Source organism: Saccharopolyspora sp. 7B, assembly GCF_020177435.1.
GTDB lineage: Bacteria > Actinomycetota > Actinomycetes > Mycobacteriales > Pseudonocardiaceae > Saccharopolyspora_C > Saccharopolyspora_C gregorii.
On record NZ_JAIUKC010000035.1, the window covers coordinates 19,821 to 42,111 of the forward strand.

At 72.9% G+C, this 22,291-nt stretch carries 23 protein-coding genes and 1 pseudogene; 18 read left to right on the forward strand and 6 right to left on the reverse strand.

Going from position 1 to position 22,291, the window contains the following annotated elements:
• Window positions 1–125 precede the first annotated feature (125 nt).
• The 3 genes from LCD33_RS07210 to LCD33_RS29340 all read left to right on the forward strand — a co-directional run bounded on the left by LCD33_RS07210 (window position 126) and on the right by LCD33_RS29340 (window position 3,236).
• Window positions 126–869 carry a response regulator transcription factor gene (locus tag LCD33_RS07210; RefSeq protein WP_224956070.1) on the forward strand — a complete coding sequence of 248 codons (744 nt, stop codon included), beginning with the start codon at window positions 126–128 and terminating at the stop codon, window positions 867–869.
• Window positions 866–2,254, forward strand: coding sequence for a cell wall metabolism sensor histidine kinase WalK (locus LCD33_RS07215; RefSeq protein ID WP_224966084.1), 1,389 nt, complete (start codon window positions 866–868; stop codon window positions 2,252–2,254). Before LCD33_RS07210 ends, LCD33_RS07215 begins: the two co-directional genes overlap by 4 nt.
• Window positions 2,255–2,396: 142 nt before the next feature.
• Entirely contained in the window at window positions 2,397–3,236 is an 840-nt protein-coding gene (locus tag LCD33_RS29340; RefSeq protein WP_308011237.1) for an NUDIX domain-containing protein, read from the forward strand.
• A gap of 244 nt (window positions 3,237–3,480) precedes the next feature.
• Here the strand turns inward: LCD33_RS29340 and trpS are convergent.
• A pseudogene (gene trpS, locus LCD33_RS07225) lies at window positions 3,481–4,446 on the reverse strand (tryptophan--tRNA ligase).
• A gap of 216 nt (window positions 4,447–4,662) precedes the next feature.
• Between trpS and LCD33_RS07230 the strand changes: the two are divergent.
• Window positions 4,663–4,986, forward strand: a complete 324-nt coding sequence (locus tag LCD33_RS07230) for a YciI family protein (RefSeq protein WP_224956067.1) — start codon at window positions 4,663–4,665, stop codon at window positions 4,984–4,986.
• A gap of 46 nt (window positions 4,987–5,032) precedes the next feature.
• Here the strand turns inward: LCD33_RS07230 and LCD33_RS07235 are convergent, their stop codons facing one another.
• Window positions 5,033–5,203, reverse strand: a complete 171-nt coding sequence (locus LCD33_RS07235) for a hypothetical protein (protein WP_224956066.1) — start codon at window positions 5,201–5,203, stop codon at window positions 5,033–5,035.
• A 397-nt stretch (window positions 5,204–5,600) separates the two neighbouring features.
• On the opposite strand from LCD33_RS07235, the gene typA reads away from it, so the two are divergent.
• The 8 genes from typA (at window position 5,601) to dapC (ending at window position 14,041) form a co-directional block, all read left to right on the forward strand.
• Window positions 5,601–7,526, forward strand: coding sequence for a translational GTPase TypA (gene typA / locus LCD33_RS07240; RefSeq protein WP_224956065.1), 1,926 nt, complete (start codon window positions 5,601–5,603; stop codon window positions 7,524–7,526).
• Window positions 7,527–7,674: 148 nt separating this feature from the next.
• Window positions 7,675–9,408 carry an ABC transporter family substrate-binding protein gene (locus LCD33_RS07245; RefSeq protein WP_224956064.1) on the forward strand — a complete coding sequence of 578 codons (1,734 nt, stop codon included), beginning with the start codon at window positions 7,675–7,677 and terminating at the stop codon, window positions 9,406–9,408.
• Window positions 9,409–9,441: 33 nt separating this feature from the next.
• A complete protein-coding gene (locus LCD33_RS07250) occupies window positions 9,442–10,041 on the forward strand; it encodes a hypothetical protein (RefSeq protein ID WP_224956063.1) in 600 nt (199 codons plus the stop codon).
• Window positions 10,042–10,167: 126 nt separating this feature from the next.
• Window positions 10,168–11,079: an N-acetyl-1-D-myo-inositol-2-amino-2-deoxy-alpha-D-glucopyranoside deacetylase gene (gene mshB, locus LCD33_RS07255; protein WP_224956062.1), complete on the forward strand. Its 912-nt coding sequence runs from the start codon at window positions 10,168–10,170 to the stop codon at window positions 11,077–11,079.
• On the forward strand, window positions 11,076–11,441 hold the full coding sequence (locus LCD33_RS07260; protein ID WP_224956061.1) for a hypothetical protein: 366 nt from the start codon (window positions 11,076–11,078) through the stop codon (window positions 11,439–11,441). The genes mshB and LCD33_RS07260 overlap by 4 nt, the downstream gene beginning before the upstream one ends.
• Before the next feature lie 10 nt (window positions 11,442–11,451).
• Entirely contained in the window at window positions 11,452–12,453 is a 1,002-nt protein-coding gene (locus LCD33_RS07265) for a hypothetical protein (RefSeq protein ID WP_224956060.1), read from the forward strand.
• A 167-nt stretch (window positions 12,454–12,620) separates the two neighbouring features.
• A complete protein-coding gene (gene fdxA / locus LCD33_RS07270; RefSeq protein WP_224956059.1) occupies window positions 12,621–12,941 on the forward strand; it encodes a ferredoxin in 321 nt (106 codons plus the stop codon).
• Window positions 12,938–14,041 carry a succinyldiaminopimelate transaminase gene (dapC, locus tag LCD33_RS07275; RefSeq protein WP_224956058.1) on the forward strand — a complete coding sequence of 368 codons (1,104 nt, stop codon included), beginning with the start codon at window positions 12,938–12,940 and terminating at the stop codon, window positions 14,039–14,041. Before fdxA ends, dapC begins: the two co-directional genes overlap by 4 nt.
• Window positions 14,042–14,076: 35 nt before the next feature.
• Here the strand turns inward: dapC and LCD33_RS07280 are convergent, their stop codons facing one another.
• Both LCD33_RS07280 and dapD read right to left on the reverse strand, forming a co-directional pair.
• Window positions 14,077–14,994, reverse strand: coding sequence for a CHAD domain-containing protein (locus LCD33_RS07280; protein ID WP_224956057.1), 918 nt, complete (start codon window positions 14,992–14,994; stop codon window positions 14,077–14,079).
• Between the two features lie 66 nt (window positions 14,995–15,060).
• A complete protein-coding gene (gene dapD, locus LCD33_RS07285) occupies window positions 15,061–16,047 on the reverse strand; it encodes a 2,3,4,5-tetrahydropyridine-2,6-dicarboxylate N-succinyltransferase (RefSeq protein WP_224956056.1) in 987 nt (328 codons plus the stop codon).
• Between the two features lie 196 nt (window positions 16,048–16,243).
• On the opposite strand from dapD, the gene dapE reads away from it, so the two are divergent.
• A complete protein-coding gene (gene dapE / locus LCD33_RS07290) occupies window positions 16,244–17,320 on the forward strand; it encodes a succinyl-diaminopimelate desuccinylase (protein ID WP_224956055.1) in 1,077 nt (358 codons plus the stop codon).
• Here the strand turns inward: dapE and LCD33_RS07295 are convergent.
• Complete coding sequence (locus tag LCD33_RS07295; RefSeq protein ID WP_224956054.1) at window positions 17,301–18,215, reverse strand: slipin family protein; 915 nt, start codon at window positions 18,213–18,215, stop codon at window positions 17,301–17,303. The genes dapE and LCD33_RS07295 overlap by 20 nt on opposite strands.
• 202 nt (window positions 18,216–18,417) lie before the next feature.
• On the opposite strand from LCD33_RS07295, the gene LCD33_RS07300 reads away from it, so the two are divergent.
• From LCD33_RS07300 to folP, 3 genes are read left to right on the forward strand one after another with little or no spacing between them, the layout of a single operon-like run.
• On the forward strand, window positions 18,418–19,194 hold the full coding sequence (locus LCD33_RS07300; RefSeq protein ID WP_224956053.1) for a TIGR00730 family Rossman fold protein: 777 nt from the start codon (window positions 18,418–18,420) through the stop codon (window positions 19,192–19,194).
• Window positions 19,191–19,754: a TIGR00730 family Rossman fold protein gene (locus tag LCD33_RS07305; protein WP_224956052.1), complete on the forward strand. Its 564-nt coding sequence runs from the start codon at window positions 19,191–19,193 to the stop codon at window positions 19,752–19,754. Before LCD33_RS07300 ends, LCD33_RS07305 begins: the two co-directional genes overlap by 4 nt.
• Before the next feature lie 56 nt (window positions 19,755–19,810).
• Window positions 19,811–20,689 carry a dihydropteroate synthase gene (gene folP / locus LCD33_RS07310; protein ID WP_224956051.1) on the forward strand — a complete coding sequence of 293 codons (879 nt, stop codon included), beginning with the start codon at window positions 19,811–19,813 and terminating at the stop codon, window positions 20,687–20,689.
• 92 nt (window positions 20,690–20,781) lie between these two features.
• Here the strand turns inward: folP and LCD33_RS07315 are convergent, their stop codons facing one another.
• The gene (locus tag LCD33_RS07315) at window positions 20,782–21,147 is read right to left on the reverse strand and encodes a hypothetical protein (protein ID WP_224956050.1); all 366 of its coding nucleotides are present in this window, start codon (window positions 21,145–21,147) and stop codon (window positions 20,782–20,784) included.
• A gap of 341 nt (window positions 21,148–21,488) precedes the next feature.
• Between LCD33_RS07315 and LCD33_RS07320 the strand changes: the two genes are divergently transcribed.
• Both LCD33_RS07320 and LCD33_RS07325 read left to right on the forward strand, forming a co-directional pair.
• Complete coding sequence (locus tag LCD33_RS07320; protein ID WP_224956049.1) at window positions 21,489–21,839, forward strand: PadR family transcriptional regulator; 351 nt, start codon at window positions 21,489–21,491, stop codon at window positions 21,837–21,839.
• A 106-nt stretch (window positions 21,840–21,945) separates the two neighbouring features.
• On the forward strand, window positions 21,946–22,287 hold the full coding sequence (locus tag LCD33_RS07325) for a DivIVA domain-containing protein (protein WP_224956048.1): 342 nt from the start codon (window positions 21,946–21,948) through the stop codon (window positions 22,285–22,287).
• Window positions 22,288–22,291: the final 4 nt, after the last annotated feature.

Sequence of the window (22,291 nt, forward strand, 5' to 3'; positions counted from 1 at the left end):
GATCCGATCCGCTGCCCCGAGCGTGATCCCGCGCAGCTGAGATGGTCCTGAGAGCGGTCCGATCGAGCTGAGAAGGATCTCAGGGGTGGCTGCGCGCGGTGGTGCGGCGACGGCATGCTGAGCAGATGCAGCCGCGGGTGTTGGTGGTCGACGACGAACCGGGAGTCCGGACCGCGCTGCGGCGCGGCCTGACCGCCGAGGGCATGGAGGTCGCGGTCGCGGTCGAGGGAGTGGAGGCGTTGCGGCTCGCCGCCACCGGGTCCTTCGACGTCGTGGTGCTGGACGTGATGCTCCCCGGCCTGTCCGGGTACCGCGTGCTGGAGCGCCTGCGCGGCCAGGGGATCACGACCCCGGTCCTGCTGCTGTCCGCGAAGGACGGCGAGGTCGATCAAGCCGACGGGCTGGACCTCGGTGCCGACGGCTACTTGGTCAAGCCGTTCTCCTTCCTGGTGCTGACCGCGCAGGTCCGGGCCCTGGCACGTCGCGGCGAGAGCTCCGCGCGGCACGCCAGGTTGCGCGTGGGCGAGCTGGAGATCGACCGCGATGCCCGTGAGGTGAGCTGGGCCGGATCACCGGTGGCGCTCTCCCCGCGCGAGTACGGGTTGCTGGTCGCGCTGGCGAGCCGTCCGGGCACCGTGGTGCCCAAGGAGGACCTGCTGCGCCAGGTGTGGGGCGCGGACCAGTTCGTCACCCGCAACGTGGTCGAGGTCTACGTCGGTTACCTGCGGCGCAAGCTCACCGCGGCGGGCGCCGGGCACCTGGTGCGCACGGTCCGCGGCCACGGTTACCAGGTCAGCGTCGAACCGGACCAGGACGAGGTCGCCGCCGCCGAACCGACGAAGCCACGCGGTGGGGACGGTTCCCGGTGAACTGGTCGCCCCTGCGGCGGCTGCGGACGTGGTGGTCGCGCCGCACCCTCCGGTTCCGGACCAGCGCGGTCGCGACGGCGGTGGCCCTCGTCGGGTTCGGCGTGCTCGCGCACTTCGGCGTCGGCTTGATGAGCTGGCTGCTCGTCGAATCCGTGGACGCGGAGTTGAACGGCAAGGTCGAGGTCGCGGCGCGGCAGGTCGCCACCGGGACACCGCCGCGCGAGGTGGCGGGCGGTGAGGTCCGGGTGCTGGACACCTCGGGCGTCCCGGTCGATTCCCTGCCGGACCCGCGGCTGGGGCGGTCGAACATCAGCGAGCTCAAGAGCGGCGAGGGCGTCGTCGAGTGGTCCGCGGACGGCCCGGCCCGAGGCCTCTACCGCTGGGTCGGGACCGTGGTGCCCGACCCGGCGGGCGATCCGCGGCTGGTGCTGGGCGGCGCGCACCTGATCGGCCATTCCGACACGGTGCGCTCGGCGGGCCGCGCCCTGGCGCTCGGCTCGATCATCGCCGCGGGTGCTGTCGGCGTCGCGACCTGGTTGGTGGTGCGCCGGTCGCTGCGCCCGGTGGAGCGGATGCGGGTGGCCGCGGTGCGGTTGCCGGAGGGGCGTCGACTGCCGGTGCCGGCGGCCGACGACGAGCTGCGCGCGCTCGCGGAAGCGCTCAACGAGATGCTGGCCCGCCGCGACGGCGACACGGAGTGGCTGCGCCGGTTCACCGGCGATGCCGCGCACGAGCTGCGCAACCCGGTCGCCTCGATCCGGGCGCAGGCCGAGGTCGCCGTGGTGCACCCCGACCCGGAGCTCGCGCAGGAGACCCTCCAGGACATCGCCGCCGAGGCGCAGCGGATGTCGGAGCTGGTGGACGGACTGCTCGCGCTGGCCAGGGCCGAGTCCGGTTCCCAGCCGCCGCAGCAGCCGATCGAGCTCGGCAGCGCCGTGCGCGCGGCCGCCGACCGGGCCAACCTGCGGGGCGGCCGGCCCCGGGTCCAGGTCACCGCGCCCACCGGGAGCGTCGTGATCCTCGCCGGTGCCGCCGAGGTGGCCACCGTGCTGGACAACGTGATCGGGAACGCGCTGCGGCACGCGCGGGCGCTGGTCCGGGTGTCGTTGCTCCCGGCGGCCGAGAGCGTCCGGCTGGTCGTGGACGACGACGGGCCGGGGATCCCCGCCGAGCACCGGACGCGGGTGTTCGACCGGTTCCACCGGGTGCAGCCGGACCGGGCCCGCCGCACCGGCGGCGCCGGGCTGGGACTGGCTCTGGTGGCCGAAGCCGTGCGCGGCCGGGGCGGTTCGGTGCACGCGGCGGAGTCGCCCGAAGGCGGTGCCCGCATCGAGATCCGCTGGCCGTTGCCCGGCCCGCTGCGCCCCGCGCCCCGCGGGGGTTGAGACCGTCGCGAGCGCGCCGCGCAGCCGACGGGCGACCGCGCGCAGCCGGCGGAACGCGCCCGGGGCTCGGGCGCGGGTCGCCTCCCGGAACGGGAACCACCCCGGGGACCGCTCCGCGCGGCGTGCGGCAGGATGTCCCCACGTGTCGGTGTTGCGAAGCACAGGTCTGGTGGCGGCCCCGCTGCGAACGGTCGGGGCGGCGTTGCGCCACACCCGCACCGCGGAGGAGGGCCTGCGGCAACTGGGCATCCAGGGCCGGGCGCTGACGCCCGCCGCCGAACTCCTCGTCCCGGGGGACGACCTCGCCTTCCGGTGGACGAAGGTCCCGGCGGCACGGCTGCGCACTCGCATCGTGCGGGCCGACGCGGATCGGTTGGAATCGGTGCTCATCGCTGGTCCTCTCCAGGAGTTGCGGCACGAATCGGTGCTGGCCGAAGCCGGTGGCCACACGCTGCTGACCGACTCGCTGCGCTGGACGACGCCGTTCGGCGCGCTCGGGCGGCTGGTCGACGTGGCGCTGGCCCGTCGCGTGGTGCTGGCGGTGCTGGCGCGCCGGATGCGCGCGGTCGGTGCGCTCGCTGAGTCCTGGGCGGCGCGGCCGGTCGTGGTGGGGACGGCGATCACGCGGCGGGGGCGGCTGCTCGTGCAGCAGCGCCGGTTCCCCGCGCGGGACGCCGGTCGTTGGGAACTGCCCGGTGGCCGGGTGGAGCCGGGGGAGAGCGAGCAGGACGCGGTCGTCCGGGAGTGCAAGGAGGAGCTGGACGTGGAGGTAGTGCCGACCGGACGCGTCGGCACCGACGTGCCGCTGCGCGGCGGGATGCTGCTGCGGGTGCACACCGCGGAACTGGCCGACCCCGGCGTCGAGCCGCGGGCGGTGGAGCACCGGGCGGTGCGCTGGGCGACCCGGTCCGAACTGGGCGGGCTGGACTGGCTCGAAGCCGACCAGGTGCTGGCGCACTCGCTGCGCGAGCTGCCGCTGTGAGGTCTCGGCCGCCGCGTCGGAAGCCGTTCCGGCCGTGGTGTGCGTTCGCTGCGTTCATGCAGCAAGATTGCCGCGTTCGACCACCTGTTCGCCACGTTTCCAGCCCGAATTACTCGAACTGGTGAACGAACGCCCGGGCGGAGGCGATTCGGCGGTGCGGGTCGAGAACCCAGGTCAGGGGCCCGTGGGGCGCGCGGCGCCCGATCCCGGGCCCCCGGCCTCGGCTCGTTCGATCAGGGGACGTTCAACGCAACCCGGCGACCCGCATCGCGGCATCCAGCCGCGGCCGGGCGCGCTCGGCCGCGCGGGCGGCGCCCTTCTCCCGCACCCGGTCCAGCTCGGCGGGGTCGTCCAGCAGCTCGCGGGCGCCGTCCCGGACCGGCCGCAGCAGTTCGACCACCGCCTCCGCCACGGTGTCCTTGAGCTGGGCGTACGTGCTCGCGGCCGAGGTCGCCGCGTACGGGCTGCCACCGGTGCAGGCGGCGAGGATCTCCAGCAGGTTCGCCACCGCGGGCTGCTCGTCCGGGTCGTAGCGGACCGAGGCCCGGTCGTCGGTGACGGCGCGGCGGAACTTGCGGCGCACCACGTCCGGTTCGTCCAGCACGAACACGACGCCCGCCTGCTGCTGCGCGGACTTCGCCATCTTGCGGGCCGGATCGGACAGGTCCCGGACCGAGGCGGCCGTCTTCGGCACCACGGCGCGCGGGACGACGAACACCTCCCCGCGGCCGCCGTTGAACCGCCTGGCCAGCGTGCGCGCCAGTTCGACGTGCTGGTTCTGGTCCACTCCGACCGGGACCTCGGTGGCGCCCTGCAGCAGGATGTCCGCCGCCATCAGCACCGGGTAGGTGAGCAGGCCGAGGCGCGCGCTGTCCTGCCCGGCGCCCTTCTCCTTGAACTGGATCATCCGGGCGGCCTCGCCGAAGCCGCAGGTGCACTCCAGGACTCAGTTCAGCGCGCCGAGCTCGCCCGCCAGATCGGACTGCACGAACACCGAGTCGGCGGTGATGCCGCTCGCCAGCAGCACGGCCAGGTTCTCCCTGGTGAGGGCGCGCAGCCGCTCGGGCCGGTACGGCAGCGTCATCGCGTGCAGGTCGGAGATGAAGTACAGGTCCTCCGGGCCGCCCCCGGTCGCCCAGCGGCGCAGCGCGCCGAGGTGGTTGCCCAGGTGGACGTGGCCGGACGGGGTGATGCCGGACAAGCGGGTCACGATCTCTCCTCGGATCGACGGCCGCTCACCAGCCTGCACCGCGCATCGCCCGGTCGCCTGGTGGCGACCGATGTGCGTGCGGTTCAGCGCACGACGAGCCGGGGCCCCTGGCCCCCCCCACCACATGCTCAGACGCGGATGCGACATTTCGTGCACGGCACGCACATTATCAGAAGGGTATGGGCACTCGTGCCGGAGGAGGACTATCGTGGATTCATGTTCGTCGTATTGCTGAACTACACGGCTCCGCAATCGGACATCGACGGCGCATTGGTGGATCACTATGAGTGGGTGAGCAGACATTACGAGGCCGGTGACTTCATCACGACCGGCCACCGCGCTCCGGAACCGGGCCGCCCGCTGACCGGGGGCGTGCTCATCGCCAGATCCATGTCCCGCGGCAGGCTGGAGGCCATCCTCGCCACCGATCCCTTCGAGCTGCGAAAACTCGCCCGGCACGAAGTGATCGAATTCCAGGCGCTGCGCACCGTGCCGGAAATGGCGAAGTACGCCGACCAGCTCGTCCCGACCAGCGAATAAAGCGTTCGCGCTGATCCGCGCCTGGGCTGCCGCGCCGAGGAGCGGATCAATGCGATCCCTTTTCCTTCGACTCCTTCTTCGCCTTCTTCTGCGCTTTCTTGACTTCGCGTGCTTTCGCGTCCTTCAACGCTTCCCGCAGCACCACGATCGGGCATTGCTTGCACGGCGGTTTCGAAAGGCAGCACTTCCGCTTGACCTTGATCGTTTTCTTGCCCACGACTGGCTTCCCGCTGCCGGAGGGGTCCGCTCGGGGACCGGACACCGCCACCCTAGGTCGGTCCCGCTGGTTCCGGCGAACCAGCGGCCGCGGGTGTTGCGCTCAACACCTGTCCGCGGCCCCGTTCGGGAAGTGCTCTACGCTGGACTAGGCCGCGTGTCGACAACGCACCGAGCCTCAGCAAGTGTCGGGCCTTCGACAATGACGGCCCCGCCGTCCGCGATCGGCCGCCTTCTCACGATGGGTGAGCCTGCCGGAGCACGGGGTTCTCGGAACGCGGGTCCGCGCCGGGGGCCGCAACTTCCCGCAGCGGCGGCAGCGGGACGGCGGCCGGCCGAGGTCGACTAGCGCCCGCCGCCAGACCTGATCTTCGTCTTCCAACTCATGGAGTGCTCGCGTGCCCGCCACCAGCGTCGCCGAACCGAACCAGCGGATCCGCAATGATCTGCGCAACGTCGCGATCGTCGCGCACGTCGACCACGGTAAGACCACCCTGGTGGACGCCATGCTGCGGCAATCCGGCGCCTTCTCCGAACGTGCCGAACTCGTCGACCGGGTCATGGACTCCAATGACCTGGAACGGGAAAAGGGCATCACGATCCTGGCCAAGAACACGGCCGTCCGGCGGGAGACCGAGGACGGTCCCGTCACCATCAACGTCATCGACACCCCGGGCCACGCCGACTTCGGCGGCGAGGTCGAGCGCGGCCTGTCCATGGCCGACGGCGTGGTGCTGCTGGTCGACGCCAGCGAAGGCCCGCTGCCGCAGACCCGCTTCGTGCTGCGCAAGGCGCTGGCCGCGAAGCTGCCGGTGATCCTCGTGGTGAACAAGGTCGACCGCCCGGACGCGCGCTGCGCCGAGGTCGTCGAAGAGGCCCACGACCTGCTGCTGGACCTCGCCTCCGAGCTCGACGACGGCGAGGGCTCGGTGGACATGGACGCCGTGCTGAACCTGCCGGTGATCTACGCCTCCGCCCGCTCCGGGCGCGCGAGCCTCACCCAGCCCGCCGACGGCGACCTGCCCGAGGACGAGGACCTCACCGCGCTGTTCGACGTGCTCATGGAGCACGTGCCCGCGCCGGTCGGCGACTACGAGGCACCGCTGCGCGCCCTGGTCACCAACCTCGACGCCTCCGCCTTCCTGGGCCGCATCGCGCTGTGCCGCATCCACGCGGGCACCATGCGCAAGGGCCAGACCGTCGGCTGGTGCCGCGAGGACGGGTCCGTGGAGAAGGTGCGGATCACCGAACTGCTCATCACCGAGAACCTGGACCGGGTACCGGCCGCCGAGGCGCACGCCGGTGACCTGGTGGCGATCGCGGGCATCCCGGACATCACCATCGGCGACACCCTCGCCGACGCCGACGACCCGCAGCCGCTGCCGCGGATCACCGTGGACGACCCGGCGATCTCGATGACCATCGGCGTGAACACCTCGCCGATGACCGGCCGCAACGGCGGCACGAAGGTCACCGCGCGGTTCGTGAAGAACCGCCTCGACGCCGAGCTGATCGGCAACGTCAGCATCAAGGTCGTGCCGACCGAGCGCCCCGACACCTGGGAGGTGCAGGGACGTGGCGAGCTGGCGCTGGCCGTGCTCGTGGAGACGATGCGCCGCGAGGGCTTCGAGCTGACCGTGGGCAAGCCGCAGGTGGTCACCAAGACCATCGACGGCAAGCTGTGCGAGCCGTTCGAGCGGCTCACCATCGACTCCCCGGAGGAGCACCTGGGTGCGATCACCCAGCTGCTGGCCGGGCGCAAGGGGAAGATGGAGACGATGGAGGGCCACGGCACCGGCCGCATCAAGCTCGACTACGTGATCCCCTCGCGCGGCCTGATCGGCTTCCGCACCGAGTTCCTCACCGAGACGCGCGGTACCGGCATCGCCAACCACGTCTTCGAGGGCTACTTCCCGTGGGTCGGCGAACTGCGCACCCGGCACAGCGGCTCGTTGGTGGCGGACCGCACCGGCCCGGTCACCAGCTACGCGATGATGCAGCTGGCCGACCGCGGCACGTTCTTCGTGGAGCCCGGCGCCGAGGTGTACGAGGGCATGGTCGTGGGCGAGAACCCGCGCGCCGAGGACCTCGACATCAACGTCACCAAGGAGAAGAAGCTCACCAACATGCGCTCCGCCACCGGCGACGAGCTGGAGCGGCTGGCCCGGCCCCGCACGCTGGGCCTGGAGGAAGCGCTGGAGTTCTGCTCCGCCGACGAGTGCGTCGAGGTCGGGCCGGACGCGATCCGGGTCCGCAAGGTCGTGCTGGACGCGACGACCCGCGGCCGGGAGCGTTCCCGGGCCAAGGCTCGCGACAACGGCTGAGTTCCCTGAGCAGAAGCTGAGCGTTTCCACCCCGGTGTGCGGCGCCGCGAGGACGCGCGGAACCATGAGTGCTTCCGCGCGTCCTCCGACAGGGGGACATCGCGTCCGCCTGCGATCGGCGACCGGGAACGAGGGGAGGTTCGGCAGCGTGCACCAGGGTCGACGTCCGCTCACCGTGGTCAGCTTGCTGGTGACGATCGGGAGCTTGGTGGTGGCGTGCACCGACGCGCCGCCGCCTCCGCTGGTCGCGCCGCCGGAGCCGAGTCCGCAGACGGCTCCGTCGACGCAGCCGATGCCGACCGAGGTCGTCGTCGGCGTCGACTCGCTGGAGGGCGGGTTCAACCCGCACACGCTCGCGGACCTGTCGCCGACGAGCTCGGCGCTGTCCAGCCTGATGCTGCCCTCGGTGTTCCGGCCCGGGCCAGACGGGGCGAACGCGCTGGACACGACGCTGATGGAGTCGGCGGAGGTCGTGCCGGAGGCGGAGCGGTTCACGGTGCGCTACCGGATCCGCAAGGAGGCGGCCTGGTCGGACGGCGCGCCGATCGCCGCCGAGGACTTCGTCTACCTGTGGGAGCAGCTGCGCTCCCAGCCCGGCGTGTCGGATCCCGCCGGGTACCAGCTGATCGACGACGTGCAGTCGCGCAACGGCGGCAAGGCCGTCGAGGTCACCTTCGAACGGCCCTACCCGGGCTGGCAGAGCCTGTTCGCGAACCTGCTGCCCGCGCACCTGCTGCGGGACGCGCCGCGCGGGTGGACGACGGCGCTGGACAACGGCTACCCGGCCTCGGGCGGGCCGTTCGCGATCCGCCAGGTCGACCTGCAGCGCGGGGAGATCATCCTGGAGCGCAACGACCGGTTCTGGGGCAAGCCCGCGGTGTCCGACCGGATCGTGCTGCGGGCCAGCGACCAGGCCGGTCAGGTCGCCGCGCTCCGCAGCGGGGACCTGCACATGGCGGTGTTCGGCGCGGACCGGAACACCATGGGCGCGCTGCGCGACCTGGGGTCGTCGGTCCAGGTCAGCACCGTTCCCCGCCCGGCGACGATGCAGGTGCTGCTGCGGCCGACCAGCGCGCAGCTCGCCGACGCCCGGGTGCGGAACGCCGTCGTGGCCGGTCTGGACCGCGAGGCGCTGATCGACGTCGGCAGCGGTGGCGGGCCGGGGGACCAGCTGCACGCGCACGCCCAGGTGCTCGCGCCCTCGGAACGCGGGTACACCCCGACCGAGCCGCCCGGCACCGACGGACCCGATCCGGCGCGCGTGCAGCGGCTGCTCACCGAAGCCGGGTACGAGCACCGCGCCGGGGCGTGGACCAAGGACGGCCGCACGCTGAACCTGGTGATCGCGGCCCCGTTCGAGCACGAGCAGTACATCCGGATCGCCGAGGACGCGGCGGCGCAGCTGCGGGCCCAGGACATCCAGGCCACCGTGGTCACCCCCACCGGCGACCAGCTCTTCGGCGAGATGCTGCCGGCGAATCCGCTGTCGGAGGAACCCGGTGCGGCGAGCTCGGTGGACATGGCGATCGCGCCGCGCCCGGCCGACGGAGATCCGGCGGCGATGATGGCCACCTCCTACGGCTGCCCGGGCGTCGACTCGGACGACCAGCCGTTCCCGTTCACCGCCACGGGGTTCTGCGACCAGCTGCTGCAGCCGACGATCGACGCCGCGCTCAGCGGGGCGCTCCCGTTCCCGGAAGCCTCGGCGAAGGTCGAATCGGTGCTGTGGTCGCAGGCCGTGGCGCTGCCGCTGTACCAGCAGGCGCAGGTGCTGGCGTTCGGCCGGGACGTGACCGGGGTGCAGCGCGGGAACGGCCTGTCGGGCCCGTTCTCCACCGCGGCCGATTGGAAGGGCACCCCCAGCGACAACGACGGGTACTGACCTCCGGCCGGGCCGGGACAGCGAGGAGAGAGCGTGGATTCGGGGCCGTTGCAGCAGATCAGCACGTTCCACATGCGCCAGCGCATGACGTTGATGGTCAACCGGTACGAGATCCGGGCCGACGACGGCCACGGCGGCGAAGGCGAGCTCGTCGCGTTCGCGCAGCAGAAGCGGGTCGCGCTCAAGGAGCAGGTCACGCTCTACGCGGACACCGACAAGACCCGGCCGGTGGCGGGTTTCCGGGCGCGGAAGGTGATGGACCTGGCCTCCGGCTACGACGTCACCGACGCGGCGGGCGCGCCGATCGGCTCGTTCCGCAAGGACTTCCGCAAGTCGCTGACCCGGTCCACCTGGCACGTGGAGCAGCCCGGCCACCCCGGCTGCGTCGGGCACGAGCGCAGCAAGGCGATCGCGCTGCTGCGCCGCGGGTGGGAGTTCATCCCGTTCATCGAGAACATCCCGTTCTTCTTCCCCTACCACTTCGACTTCACCGTGGACGGGGAGGTCGTGCTGTCCGTGGAGAAGAAGTTCGCGCTGCGGGACCGCTACGTGATCACGGTCCGGGACGACCGGCTGGACCGGCGGGTGGTGTTCGCGCAGGCGGTCGCGCTGGACGCGCTGCAGGGCCGCTGAGCTGATCGTCCGGGGGATCCGGTCCACCGGCTCGGGTGAAAGTTGATCGACGCTGGTTGACAGGGCGCGTCGCCGGCTGCTCGACCACCGCGCGGAGGGGCGCGCCGCGCCGATTACGCTGTGCAGGTGACGCTGACGGCTCCTCCCCGGTTGTTGCTGGTGCACGCGCATCCGGATGACGAGACCCTCTGGACCGGCGGGACGATCGCCCGCTACGCGGCGCGCGGTGTCCAGGTGACGGTGGTGACCTGCACCCTCGGTGAAGAGGGCGAGGTCATCCCGGAGAGCCTGCGGGGACTGGCCGCCGACCAGGCCGACCAGCTCGGCGGCTACCGGGTGGGCGAACTGCGCTCCGCCTGCGCGGCGCTGCGGGTGGCCGACCACCGCTTCCTCGGCGGCATCGGCCGGTGGCGAGATTCCGGGATGCTGTGGGAGGAACCCGGCCGCGCCGGGGCGCTGCCCTCGGCGCACCCGCGGGCGTTCGCCGTCGGCGACCTGGCCGAGCAGACCGATGCGCTCGCCGAAGTCCTGCACGAGGTGCGGCCCCAGGTCGTGGTGACGTACGCGGCTGACGGCGGCTACGGCCATCCCGACCACGTGCGCGCGCACGAGGTGACGATGGCCGCGGCCGAACGCGTCCCGGACGTGCTGCGGGTGTTCCACGCGGTGCCGTCCCGGGACCGGATCCGCGCCGGGCTGGTCGAGCTGGCCACCGCCGAAGCACTGCCGTTCGAGCTCCCCGACCCGGCGGACCTGGCGAGCGTGCCCGACGAATCGATCACCACGGTGATCGACGTCGCGGACCACCTCCCGGCCAAGATCCGCGCCCTGCGCGCCCACGGCACCCAGGTCCGGGTGTGGGTGGACGAGTGGAACAACGAGGACGGCCCCGGCGCCTACGCGCTGTCGAACGGAGTGGCGCACCCGCTGACCGGGACCGAGCACTACGTGCTGGCCACCGGTGATCCGGCGGGCGGCGAGCAGGACCTGTTCGGCGGGCTCGGGGTGAGCGGGACCGAACCGGTGGAGCCGAGGTGAGCGGCCTCGACCGGCTGGTGTTCGGCTTCCTGCTGCTCGACGCGGTGGTGCTGGCGCTGGTGGAGGTGCTGTACCTGCCGCTGTGGATCGGGAGCACGCCGTTCCCGATCACCACTGCGGTGGCGGCGGTGACGACGCCGATGCTGGTCTCGGCGGCGGGCCGGCTCGCGCCGAGCAGGCGGGTGGCGGCGGCCCCGCTGGTGGTGTGGTTCGCCACCATCTTCGTGTTCGGCCTCTTCGGCCCCGGCGGCGACGTCATGCTGATGGGCAACGACTGGCGCACGTTGTTGCTGATCGGAGCGGGGACGCTGCCGTCGGCGATGATGCTCGGGATCGTCCTGGGCAGGTCCGCCGGCAGGTGAGGGGGCGGCCGTGGCCGAGGTGCTGACCGACGAGCGGGTCGCGGTGGTGCTGCGCCCGTTCGTGCGCGCGACGACGCCGCTGCTGGAGGTGCTCCGGGAGTCCGATCCGCTGCGGCTGCGCGGCCGGTTCGCCGACGCCGCGGCGGGAGCCGAGGCCGCGGATGTCGTGAACGCAGGCACCGAGAACGCGGGCGTCGGGAACGCGGGCGTCGGGAACGCGGGCGTCGGAAGCGCGGGAGCCGAGAGCGCGGATGCCGAGAACGAGACCTCTTCCACCGCCCCGCGGGCCCCGGCACCGGACGAGTCGCCGGAGAGCGGGCCCGCCGCGGCCGAGCCGTCCCGCACCCCGGACGACTCCGCGGCGGACGCGCCCGGGGTGCTGCACAAGCTGCTGCGCCAGCTGGACGGCATGCGCCTGCCGGGCAGCTCCACCTGGGACGCGATGAGCGTCGACGAGCGCTGCGACTGGTGGGCGCAGCGGGTGGGCAGGCTGGTCGCGGTCGTGGCGGGCCTGCCGCGGTTCGGCGGCGCGCTCACCTCGCGGCTGCCGATCCGCAACGCGCTCGGGATGGCCGGGCAGGGCCTGGTGCTCTCGGCGATCGCCGCCGAGCACGGCGTGGCGGACCGGGCGACCCGGGTGCGGCTGATCGCGAAGGTGCTGCTGGACCGCGATCTGCCCCCGGAGGTCGCGTCCGGGGAGCGGGGCGGTGCGCAGGCCGAGGAGGACGCGATGACGGCCGAGCTGACCGAGGAGCTCGACGAGGCCCGCCGCACCGGCGGCACCCGGGTGCGGGCGGTGGTGCGCACGGTGTGGCGAATGGCACGTGCCCTCTGGGAGATCGACTCCGAACTGGACAAGCGGCCGCAGGGCCGCTTCTACCACGAGTGGATCGGCAACGTGCCCGTCGTCGGCGTCGTGGGTGGTTACCTGGGCGAACGGTCCGCGCTGCGCCGCATCGCGAAGCAGGGTGCGAAGTGGTTGCGGGCGGATGCCCACGGGGCGGGACACTAGCGATCCGAGGAGTTCATGGCGTTTACCGCCCTCGGCGCCCCGAAGTATGGTCGAAATGCTGCCCGCGCGACGGGACCACCTTGGCTCGCGGCGGTGGGCCCGGGGGATACTGGCATCGGCCGGGTAGCGGAAGCCTGGTCCGGATCGAAACTAGCAGGAGAGCAACCGTGACCTACGTGATCGCCGAGCCCTGCGTCGACGTGCTCGACAAGGCATGCATCGAGGAATGCCCTGTCGACTGCATCTACGAGGGCGGGCGGATGCTCTACATCCACCCCGATGAGTGCGTCGACTGCGGTGCTTGCGAACCGGTCTGCCCGGTGGAGGCCATCTACTACGAGGACGACGTCCCGGACGAGTGGGGCGCCTACACGAAGGCGAACGTGGACTTCTTCGACGAGCTCGGTTCGCCCGGCGGCGCGGCCAAGGTCGGCAAGGTCGACAAGGACGTCGAGCCCGTGACCAGCCTGCCGCCGCAGGGAGAATGAGTTCCGGGACGCGCGAGCCGCGCGGTCCGCGGCTGCCGGATTTCCCGTGGGATTCCCTGGCCGCCCAGACCGCGACGGCCCGCTCGCACCCGGACGGGCTGGTGGACCTGTCGGTCGGGACCCCGGTCGACCCGGTGCCGGAGCCGCTGCGCGCGGCGCTGGCCTCGGTCGCCGAGGTGCCCGGCTACCCGGCGACGCACGGCACGCCGGAACTGCGCGCCGCAGCCGTCGAGGCGCTGGCCCGCAGGCACGGGGTGACCGTCGACCCGGCGGCGGTGCTGCCGACGATCGGCTCCAAGGAGCTGGTCGCCTGGTTGCCGACGCTGCTGGGCGTGCGGGCCGGTGACGTGGTGGCGATCCCGGAGCTGGCGTACCCGACCTACGAGGTCGGTGCGAAGATCGCCGGCGCCGAGGTGGTGCGGCTCGCGCCGGGGGAGGCCCCGCCCGCGGGGACAGCGCTGGTGTGGCTGAACTCGCCGTCCAACCCGACGGGCCGGGTGCTGGACGCGGCCGCGCTGGCCGAGTCGGTGCGCGCGGCGCGCGAGGCAGGGGCCGTGGTGGCCTCCGACGAGTGCTACCTGGCGCTGGGGTGGGAAGCCGAGCCGGTGTCGGTGCTGCACCCGTCGGTGACCGGCGAGGACCCCACCGGGGTCCTGGCGGTGCACTCGCTGTCGAAGTCCTCGAATCTGGCCGGCTACCGCGCCGGGTTCATCACGGGTGACCCGGACCTGGTGGCGCGGCTGCTGGAGCTGCGCAAGCACGCGGGCATGATCATGCCGCGGCCGGTGCAGCAGGCGATGACGGCGGCGCTGCTCGACGACGAGCACGTCGAGGCGCAGCGCGAGCTGTACGCGGCCCGCCGCGCGGTGCTGCGTCCCGCGCTGGAGGCCGCCGGGTTCACCATCGAGCACTCGCGCGCGGGCCTGTACCTGTGGGCGACGTGCGGGGACGACGCCTGGGAGACGGTGGGCCTGCTGGCGCAGCGCGGCATCCTCGTCGCGCCCGGCACGTTCTACGGTCCCGGCGGGCAGCGGCACGTCCGGATCGCGCTGACCGCACCGGACGAGCGGATCGAGGCGGCCGCGGCGCGGCTGGGCTGAGCGGCGGGCGGCCGCCGGTCGAGCGCGCCGCCCGCTCACACCTTCGCGGCACTGCTGCGCAGCTCGCGCCAGCGCTCCCACCACTGCTCCCGGTGGTCGACCCGGCGGGCGTGCTCCCGTTCGACGAGGCGACCGGACACGAACGCGAGCCGGACGTCCGGCCCGAGGTCCGCGAGCAGTCGCCGCACCTGTTCTTCGGCGTTGCGAGCGTCGTGGAGTTCGCCGAGCACGTCCTGGAACCGCTTCGCGGCGGCGAGCAGCTGCCGCATCGGCTTGCCGGACACCGGCTCGGCGAGTTCCGCGGTCCACCGCAGCCGCTTGCCGAGGAGGCGGAGCTCGTGCAGCTCCTCGTCGGTCGCGCCGGGGCCCACCTCGTCGACCGCGCGGCGCAGCCGGCGGTACTGCTCGGCGACGAGGGCGCGGAGCTCGCGCATCCCGCTCTGCTCCACGGCGGAGGCGGGCAGCGGTTCGCGCACGGCCGAGGTGAGCGCGTCGACCAGCGCCCGGTAGCGCTGCCCGGCCAGCACGGCCAGCAGCGCCTCCCGCGCGGCGCGGTGCTCGCGGCTCGCGGCGTCGAACAGCCTGCCCGCCGATTCCCGTTGCGCCGCGTCGAAATCGGCGGCGTCCCGGTGCAGCCGCGCCAGCAGCACGTCCAGGTCGCGGACCACGCCGAGCTCGCGGCCGAGCCAGCCGAGCTCCGCGCGCAGCGGTTCCGACCAGCGCTGGTCCAGGAAGGGGGCGGCGGAGCGCAGGACCACTCGCATCCGGCGCACCGAGATCCGCATCCGGTGCACCGGTTCGGCGGTCTTCTCGCGTCCGGCCCCTGCTTCGCCGTCCAGCAGGGCGCGGGTGCTGAGGTCCAGCGCGGCGCGGACGTGCTCGGCGATCGGGTCCGCCCGGCCCGCCACCAGCGGTTCGGGTGGCAGGCCGGGCGTACCTGCGGGGCGGTCCATACCACCAGTGTCGCCGATCCGGGCCCGGTGAACCCCCGCCCTTCGGCGGTCGGATCGGCGTAGTGGTCAGTCGTTCGCGTGCAGCGCCGCGTTCAGCTCGACCTTGCCGCCGGTGCGCGGGCGGACCTCCACCGCGCCGGTGGCGGAGTTGCGCAGGAACAGCAGGCCGTCGGATCCGGACAGCTCGCGCGCCTTCGTGAGGGTGCCGTCCGGCAGCGAGACCTTGGTGCCCGCGGTGACGTACAGCCCGGCCTCCACGACGCAGTCGTCGCCGAGGGTGATGCCGACGCCGCCGTTGGCGCCGATCAGGCAGCGCTCACCGATGGAGATGACCTCCTTGCCACCGCCGGAGAGGGTGCCCATCACGGACGCCCCACCGCCGACGTCGGAGCCGTCCCCGACGACGACGCCCGCCGAGATCCGGCCCTCGACCATCGACGCGCCGAGCGTGCCCGCGTTGAAGTTCACGAAGCCCTCGTGCATGACGGTGCTGCCGCTGGCCAGGTGCGCGCCCAGCCGCACCCGGTCCGCGTCGCCGATGCGCACGCCGGACGGCGTCACGTAGTCGACCATCCGGGGGAACTTGTCGACGCTGTGGACGGTGACCGGGCCGCGGGACCGCAGCCGCAGCCGGGTCGCCTCGAAGCCCTCGACCGGGCAGGGGCCGTGGTTGGTCCACACGACGTTGGACAGCAGCCCGAACATGCCGTCCAGGTTCTGCCCGTGCGGGCGGACCAGGCGGTGCGAGAGCAGGTGCAGGCGCAGGTAGATGTCGTGGGTGTCGGCGGGCTCGTCGGAGAGCCTGCCGATCTCGGTGCGCACGGCGACGACCTCCACGCCGCGGGCGTCGTCGCGGCCGAGCAGTGCGGCCCCGGCCTCGCCCAGGGACCGCACCGCTTCCTCGCCGGTCAGCCGGGTGGTGCGGGATTCGCCGGGCTCACCGAGCTTGACGGTGGGGAACCAGGTGTCCAGCACGGTGCCGTCGTCGGTGACGGTGGCCAGGCCGATGCCGTGGGCGCCGGTGCTCTGCGGGTCGGGTGTCTGCGCGCTCATGCGAAAAACGGTAATCGGCGCATTCCGGCACCGCCCTGCAGGGGTCGGCTCGGCAGGCGGCACCGGCACTGTTCGTGATCACGCGATTGCCGGGAGCGAGCGCGGATTCCGGCCGCTGGACCGTCCACCGTGGACTCCGCGGGTGCGGCGGCGTCGGGGGGGGGGTCCGCGCACCGCCGCGGGTAGCCTGCCTCGGGTGACCGACCTCCTCGATCTCCGCGCCGATCCCGTCGAGCTGACCGCCGCGCTGGTGGACATCCCCAGCGTCTCCCGGGACGAGCGGCGCCTGGCCGACGCCGTGGAGCACGCGCTGCGCGCCCAGGCACCGCACCTGGAGGTGGTGCGCAACGGCGAGGCCGTGCTGGCCCGCACGAACCTCGGGCGCGCGTCCCGGGTGTTGCTCGCCGGTCACCTGGACACCGTGCCGATCAACGACAACCTGCCGTCCCGGCGCACCGGTTCCGGGGCCGACGAGGTGCTGCACGGTTGCGGGACCGTGGACATGAAGGGTGGGGACGCCGTCCTGCTGCACGTGGCCGCGGCGCTGCCGGAACCGCGCCACGACCTCACCTTCCTGTTCTACGACTGCGAGGAGATCGCGGCCGAGCACAACGGGCTGAACCGGATCGAGCGGGAGCTGCCGGACTGGCTGGACGGCGACCTGGCGATCGTCGGCGAACCGTCCAACGCCAGCATCGAAGCGGGCTGCCAGGGCACGCTGCGGGTGGAGATCCGCACCAGCGGTGCCCGCGCGCACACCGCGCGCGCGTGGATGGGGGAGAACGCGATCCACGGGGCCGAGCCGATCCTGCGCAGGCTGCTGGACTACGTGCCGCGGCAGCCGGTGATCGACGGCCTCCAGTACCACGAAGGCCTGCAGGCGGTGCGGATCGAAGGCGGGGTCGCGGGCAACGTCGTGCCCGACTCGTGCCTGGTCGCGGTCAACCACCGCTTCGCCCCGGACAAGTCGCTGGCGGAGGCCGAAGCCCACGTCCGCGAGGTGTTCGACGGTTTCGACCTCACCGTCGTGGACGGCTCCGGCGGCGCGCTGCCCGGCCTGGGTTCGCCCGCCGCGGCCGAACTCGTGGCGGCCGCGGGCGGGGAACCGGTGGCGAAGCTCGGCTGGACCGATGTGGCCCGGTTCGCCGCGCGGGGGCTGCCCGCGGTGAACTTCGGCCCCGGCTCGCCGACCCTGGCGCACACCCAGCAGGAGAACGTGCCCACCGCCCAGATCCGGAGCTGCGCCGAGGCGCTCACCCGCTTCCTGAGCTGAGGCCGGGGGCGATGCGGGCGTCGCGCACCTGCGGGACGCCCTCGACGTCGGGGACCCCGGCGGGGTCCGGGATCTGGTCGAGCGCGGCCGGATCCGCGGTGGGTCGCCGGGTGGGCCGCTCGTCCGGGTGCTGCTGCCCGGCCTGGGACTGGGCGTGCTCCACGAAGCGCAGCAGCTCCACCGGGAACGGCAGCACCAGCGTCGAGTTCTTCTCCGCCGCCACCTCCACCACGGTCTCCAGCAGGCGCAGCTGCAGCGCCGCCGGGGCGTCGGCCATGACGCCCGCCGCGTCGGAGAGCTTGCGGGACGCCTGGTACTCGCCGTCGGCCGCGATGATCCGGGAGCGTCGCTCCCGTTCCGCCTCGGCCTGCCGGGCGATGGAGCGCTTCATCGACTCCGGCAGCGAGACGTCCTTGATCTCCACCCGGTCGATGTGCACGCCCCAGTGCAGCGCCGGGCTGTCGATCATCACTTCGAGGCCCTGGTTGAGCCGCTCCCGGTTCGACAGCAGGTCGTCCAGGTCGCTCTTGCCGATGATGGAGCGCAGCGACGACTGGGCGACCTGGCCCATCGCGAACAGGTAGTCCTCCACGTTGACCACCGCGCGCGCCGGATCGGTGACGTTGAAGTACACCACCGCGTCCACCCGCACCGTGATGTTGTCCCGGGTGATGCCCTCCTGCGCGGGCACCGGCATGGTGATGATCTGCAGGTTCACCTTCCGCAGCCGGTCCACGCCCGGGATCACGAAGGTGAGGCCGGGTCCGCGCACCGACTCCTGGAGCCTGCCGAAGCGGAACACGACGCCCCGCTCGTACTGCGTGATGATCCGCGCCGCGGAGGCCGTGCAGATCACTCCGATGACCAGGACGATGACGAGCAGTTCGATGAGCATGGCCGCCCCCTGACCGCGGCGCCGCCGACGTACCGGGGCACCGCTCGGGTCCCGTCGTACCGCCCACGGTACTCCCGGGAGCCGCTTCGCGGGCAGGTCGGCGCAGGTCAGCACGGCCCTTCGGCCCTATCGGCACCGGACGGCACCACGTGGTCACCGGCGCGGCACCCGGTGTTCTCCGGCGGCTGCATACCCTCGAACCATGACCATCGAGGGTTCACCGAACGGCGCCGAGCGCCCGCAGGAGAAGCGGCGCGGGCCGGTCGTGCTCCGCCGCTCCCGCCTGCACGAACCGACGACGACCGATCAACGCCTGCTCGATTCGCGCGGCCCCACCGACTGGGTGCACACCGACCCGTGGCGGGTCATGCGCATCCAGTCGGAGTTCGTGGAGGGGTTCGGCGCGCTGGCCGAGGTGCCGCGCGCGGTGACCATCTTCGGCTCCGCCCGGACCCCGCGCGAGCACCCCGAGTACGAGATGGGGGTGCGGCTCGGCGCGGCCATGGCCGACATCGGCTGCGCCGTGATCACCGGTGGAGGGCCGGGCACCATGGAGGCGGCGAACCGGGGCGCCTCCGAGGCGGGCGGGCTGTCCGTCGGCCTCGGCATCGAGCTGCCCTTCGAGCAGGGGCTCAACCCGTGGGTGGACCTCGGGGTGAACTTCCGGTACTTCTTCGCCCGGAAGACCATGTTCATCAAGTACGCCCAGGCCTTCGTCTGCCTGCCCGGCGGGTTCGGCACGATGGACGAGCTGTTCGAAGCGCTCACCCTGGTGCAGACCAAGAAGGTGACGAAGTTCCCCGTGGTGCTGTTCGGCCGGTCCTACTGGCAAGGCCTCTACGACTGGGTGCGGGACACGATGCTCGCGTCCGGCAAGGTCGGCGAGAAGGACCTGGCCCTGCTGCACCTGACCGATGATGTGGAGGATGCGGTGCGCATCGTGGAAGAGGCCTACCAGGCCTGGGAGGAGGCGCATTGAGCGCGGAGGAGACCACCGGGAACGCGGTGTGCGTGTACTGCGCCTCCGGGCCGGTGGACCAGCGGTACCTGGCCCTCGCCGCCGAGGTCGGCACCGGCATCGCCAAGCGCGGCTGGACGCTCGTCTCCGGCGGCGGACGCGTCTCCATGATGGGTGAGGTGGCGCGCGCGACCCGCGCGGGCGGCGCCCGCACCGTGGGCGTCATCCCGCGGGCCCTGGTGGACCGGGAGGTCGCCGACGACGACGCCGACGAACTGCTCGTGGTCGACACCATGCGCGAGCGCAAGGGCCTGATGGACGCGCACGCCTCGGCGTTCCTGACGCTGCCCGGCGGCATCGGCACCTGCGAGGAGCTGTTCGAGGTGTGGACGTCCCGGTACATCGGCATGCACGACAAGCCGGTGGTGATCCTCGACCCGGACGACCACTACCGCGGGATGCTGGAGTGGGTGCGCGGGCTCGTCGCCGACGGTTTCGCCTCGCAGCGCTCGCTGGACTCGCTGGTCGTCGTCACCGACGTCGAGTCCGCCCTGGACGCCTGCGCGGTGCCGGCCCGCTGACCCGGCCGCCGCCGGTCCGAGCCGGGCCGCGCGGTGGACGTGCCAGGATCGGGAGCATGACGCCTCAGCCCGCGCTGCGCTTCGGGGACAAGGACGTGGCGGCGGACCGGCCGCTGGTCATGGCCATCGTCAACCGCACCCGCGACTCGTTCTTCGACCGCGGCGCCACGTTCGCCGCCGACGCCGCGCTGGCGGCCGTGGACGCCGCCGTCGCCGACGGCGCCGACATCGTCGACATCGGCGGGGTCCGCGCCGGTGCGCAGGGCGAACGGGTGGGTGCCGACGAGGAGTCCCGCCGGGTGGTGCCGTTCGTGGCCGCGGTCCGCGAGCGGCACCCCCGCCTGGTGATCAGCGTCGACACCTGGCGCGGCACCGTCGCCCGCCGGGTGTGCGAGGCGGGCGCCGACCTGCTCAACGACACCTGGGCCGGCGCCGACCCGGAGGTGGCGCGAGTCGCCGCCGAGTTCGGCGTGGGCGTCGTGTGCTCGCACACCGGCGGTCTGCCGCCGCGCACCGACCCGTACCGGGTGCGCTACTCGGACGTGGTCGCGCAGGTCGTCGCCGAGCTGGTGGAACGCGCCGAATCCGCGGTGGCGCTCGGCGTGCCGCGCGGCGGCGTGCTGATCGATCCGACCCACGACTTCGGCAAGAACACCTGGCACGGGCTGGAACTGGTGCGGCGCGTCTCCGAGCTCGTGGACACCGGGTGGCCGGTGCTGATGGCGCTGTCGAACAAGGACTTCATCGGCGAGACCCTCGACGCGGAGGTGTCCGAGCGGCTGGAGGGGACCCTCGCCGCCACCGCGATCGCCGCGTGGGGCGGCGCCCGGGTGTTCCGCGCGCACCACGTCGCCGCGACCCGGCGGGTGGTGGACATGGTCGCCGCCATCGCGGGCACCCGGCCGCCGCACCAGGTCCTGCGCGCCCTCGCCTGAGCCCGCCTCCGCGCGCTCGCCCCGGTCGACGGGGCGCGGGCCGGGAGGCGCCGCATCCGCCGCGCGCGTTCGACGGCGGGCGGTTCAACGGTTCAGAAGGCGTCGTCGATCATGCGCCCGGTGGCGGCGACGGGGAGCGCGGCATCGAGCTCGGTGAGCAGCGGGGCGAGCCGCAGCCAGCGGGAACGCACCCGCGGTGGGCTCGGGTACGGGCGGTTGATCTCCTGGGCGAGCTCGTCGATCCGCCACTGCGCCTCGTCCAGCTCCAGGCCGGTCGCGGGCAGGTTGTGCACCGCCTCCACCAGCGCGGCGATGCGAACTCGCAGGTCATCGAGGCTCGACCGGACCGACAGCGCGCTCGGTGCCGGTGCGGCGTCGGGCTGGCGGCGGGGAACGGGCAGGACGACCTCCCGATCGTCGATCGAACCGGTGGCTTGTCGTTCGCTGTCGTCGCGCACGCCGACCTCCTGGCCTCCTCGTCGGCACGCGCCCGGCTCAAGGGCGCGTCTGGTGATCCGCAGTGTGCTGCCGCCGGGCGGCGGCGATGAGGGCCTCATGAATCGATCCACTCGTTCGGTCGAGCAATGCCCCACGAACGGGGCGATGGTGCCGCGGGCCCGGTCACGAACCGCGATCTACCTGCCCGCCGCTCGGCCGAACCGGGGCGACTCCGTTCGCCGCGAACTCCGGCCACCCGGGTGAGTGATCGAACTCACCCGCGGGGGAATCGGGAAAGGACCAAGGTCCCCTTGTATCGGGACGGTGACAGTGGTGGCGAATGACCGTAGAGTCGCTACCTGTGAAGGCTGATGCGCTCCGCGGCCACCTCGACGCTCTGCTGCTGGCCACCCTCGACGGCAGACAGCTGCACGGGTACGCGATCATCGAGGCGTTGCAGCAGCGCAGCGGCGGCGCGCTGGACCTCCCCACGGGCACCGTGTACCCGGCGCTGCGCCGGTTGGAGCGCGCGGGCTACGTCACCAGCGCCTGGAGCACCGTCGGCGGCAGGCAGCGCCGCACCTACCGGCTCACCTCCTCCGGCGTGGAGGCGCTGCACGCGGAACGCCGGGCTTGGCGCGAGTTCACCTGCGCCATCGAAGGCGTCCTCGAAGGCAAGGCCGTTCCCGCCCAGGCGCCCGCCAAGGCCTGATCGCCCGTCGACGCGGGACGGCCGGCCGCCGGGGCACGAGCAGCGCCACGCGAGCCGTGCCGAGGTCTGCTGCCGCCCGGCGGGGCGGGCGTGCCACGATCGGAGCGTGGCTAGTGCGCTGATCTACCTGTTCGTCGTGCTCGTGGTCGCCGCGGTGATCTACCTGCTCGCTGCCCTGGTCTTCGGCCGGGGGGAGCAGCTGGAGGCGCTACCGCCCGGAGCGACGCCGACCAGACTGCCCGCCGTCGACGTCGAAGGCGCCGACGTGCGCTCGCTGCGGTTTCAACAGGTGCTGCGCGGGTACAAGGCTGCCGAGGTGGACTGGGCGCTGGAGCGGCTGGCCAACGAGATCGACGACCTGCGCGGCCAGGTCGCCGTCCTGCAGCGGCAGCTCGACATCGCGGGGGATCAGCTGCAGCGCGCCCGGTCGGTCGACCGGGAGGAGTGAGTCG

What these genes read in the sequence shown, in the direction of transcription:
- LCD33_RS07210 (WP_224956070.1), top strand. Translation starts at nt 126, where the DNA reads ATGCAGCCGCGGGTGTTGGTGGTCGACGACGAACCGGGAGTCCGGACC.
- LCD33_RS07230 (WP_224956067.1), top strand. Translation starts at nt 4,663, where the DNA reads ATGTTCGTCGTATTGCTGAACTACACGGCTCCGCAATCGGACATCGAC.
- dapC (WP_224956058.1), top strand. Translation starts at nt 12,938, where the DNA reads ATGAGTTCCGGGACGCGCGAGCCGCGCGGTCCGCGGCTGCCGGATTTC.
- LCD33_RS07280 (WP_224956057.1), bottom strand. Translation starts at nt 14,994, where the DNA reads ATGGACCGCCCCGCAGGTACGCCCGGCCTGCCACCCGAACCGCTGGTG.
- dapD (WP_224956056.1), bottom strand. Translation starts at nt 16,047, where the DNA reads ATGAGCGCGCAGACACCCGACCCGCAGAGCACCGGCGCCCACGGCATC.
- LCD33_RS07295 (WP_224956054.1), bottom strand. Translation starts at nt 18,215, where the DNA reads ATGCTCATCGAACTGCTCGTCATCGTCCTGGTCATCGGAGTGATCTGC.
- LCD33_RS07300 (WP_224956053.1), top strand. Translation starts at nt 18,418, where the DNA reads ATGACCATCGAGGGTTCACCGAACGGCGCCGAGCGCCCGCAGGAGAAG.
- folP (WP_224956051.1), top strand. Translation starts at nt 19,811, where the DNA reads ATGACGCCTCAGCCCGCGCTGCGCTTCGGGGACAAGGACGTGGCGGCG.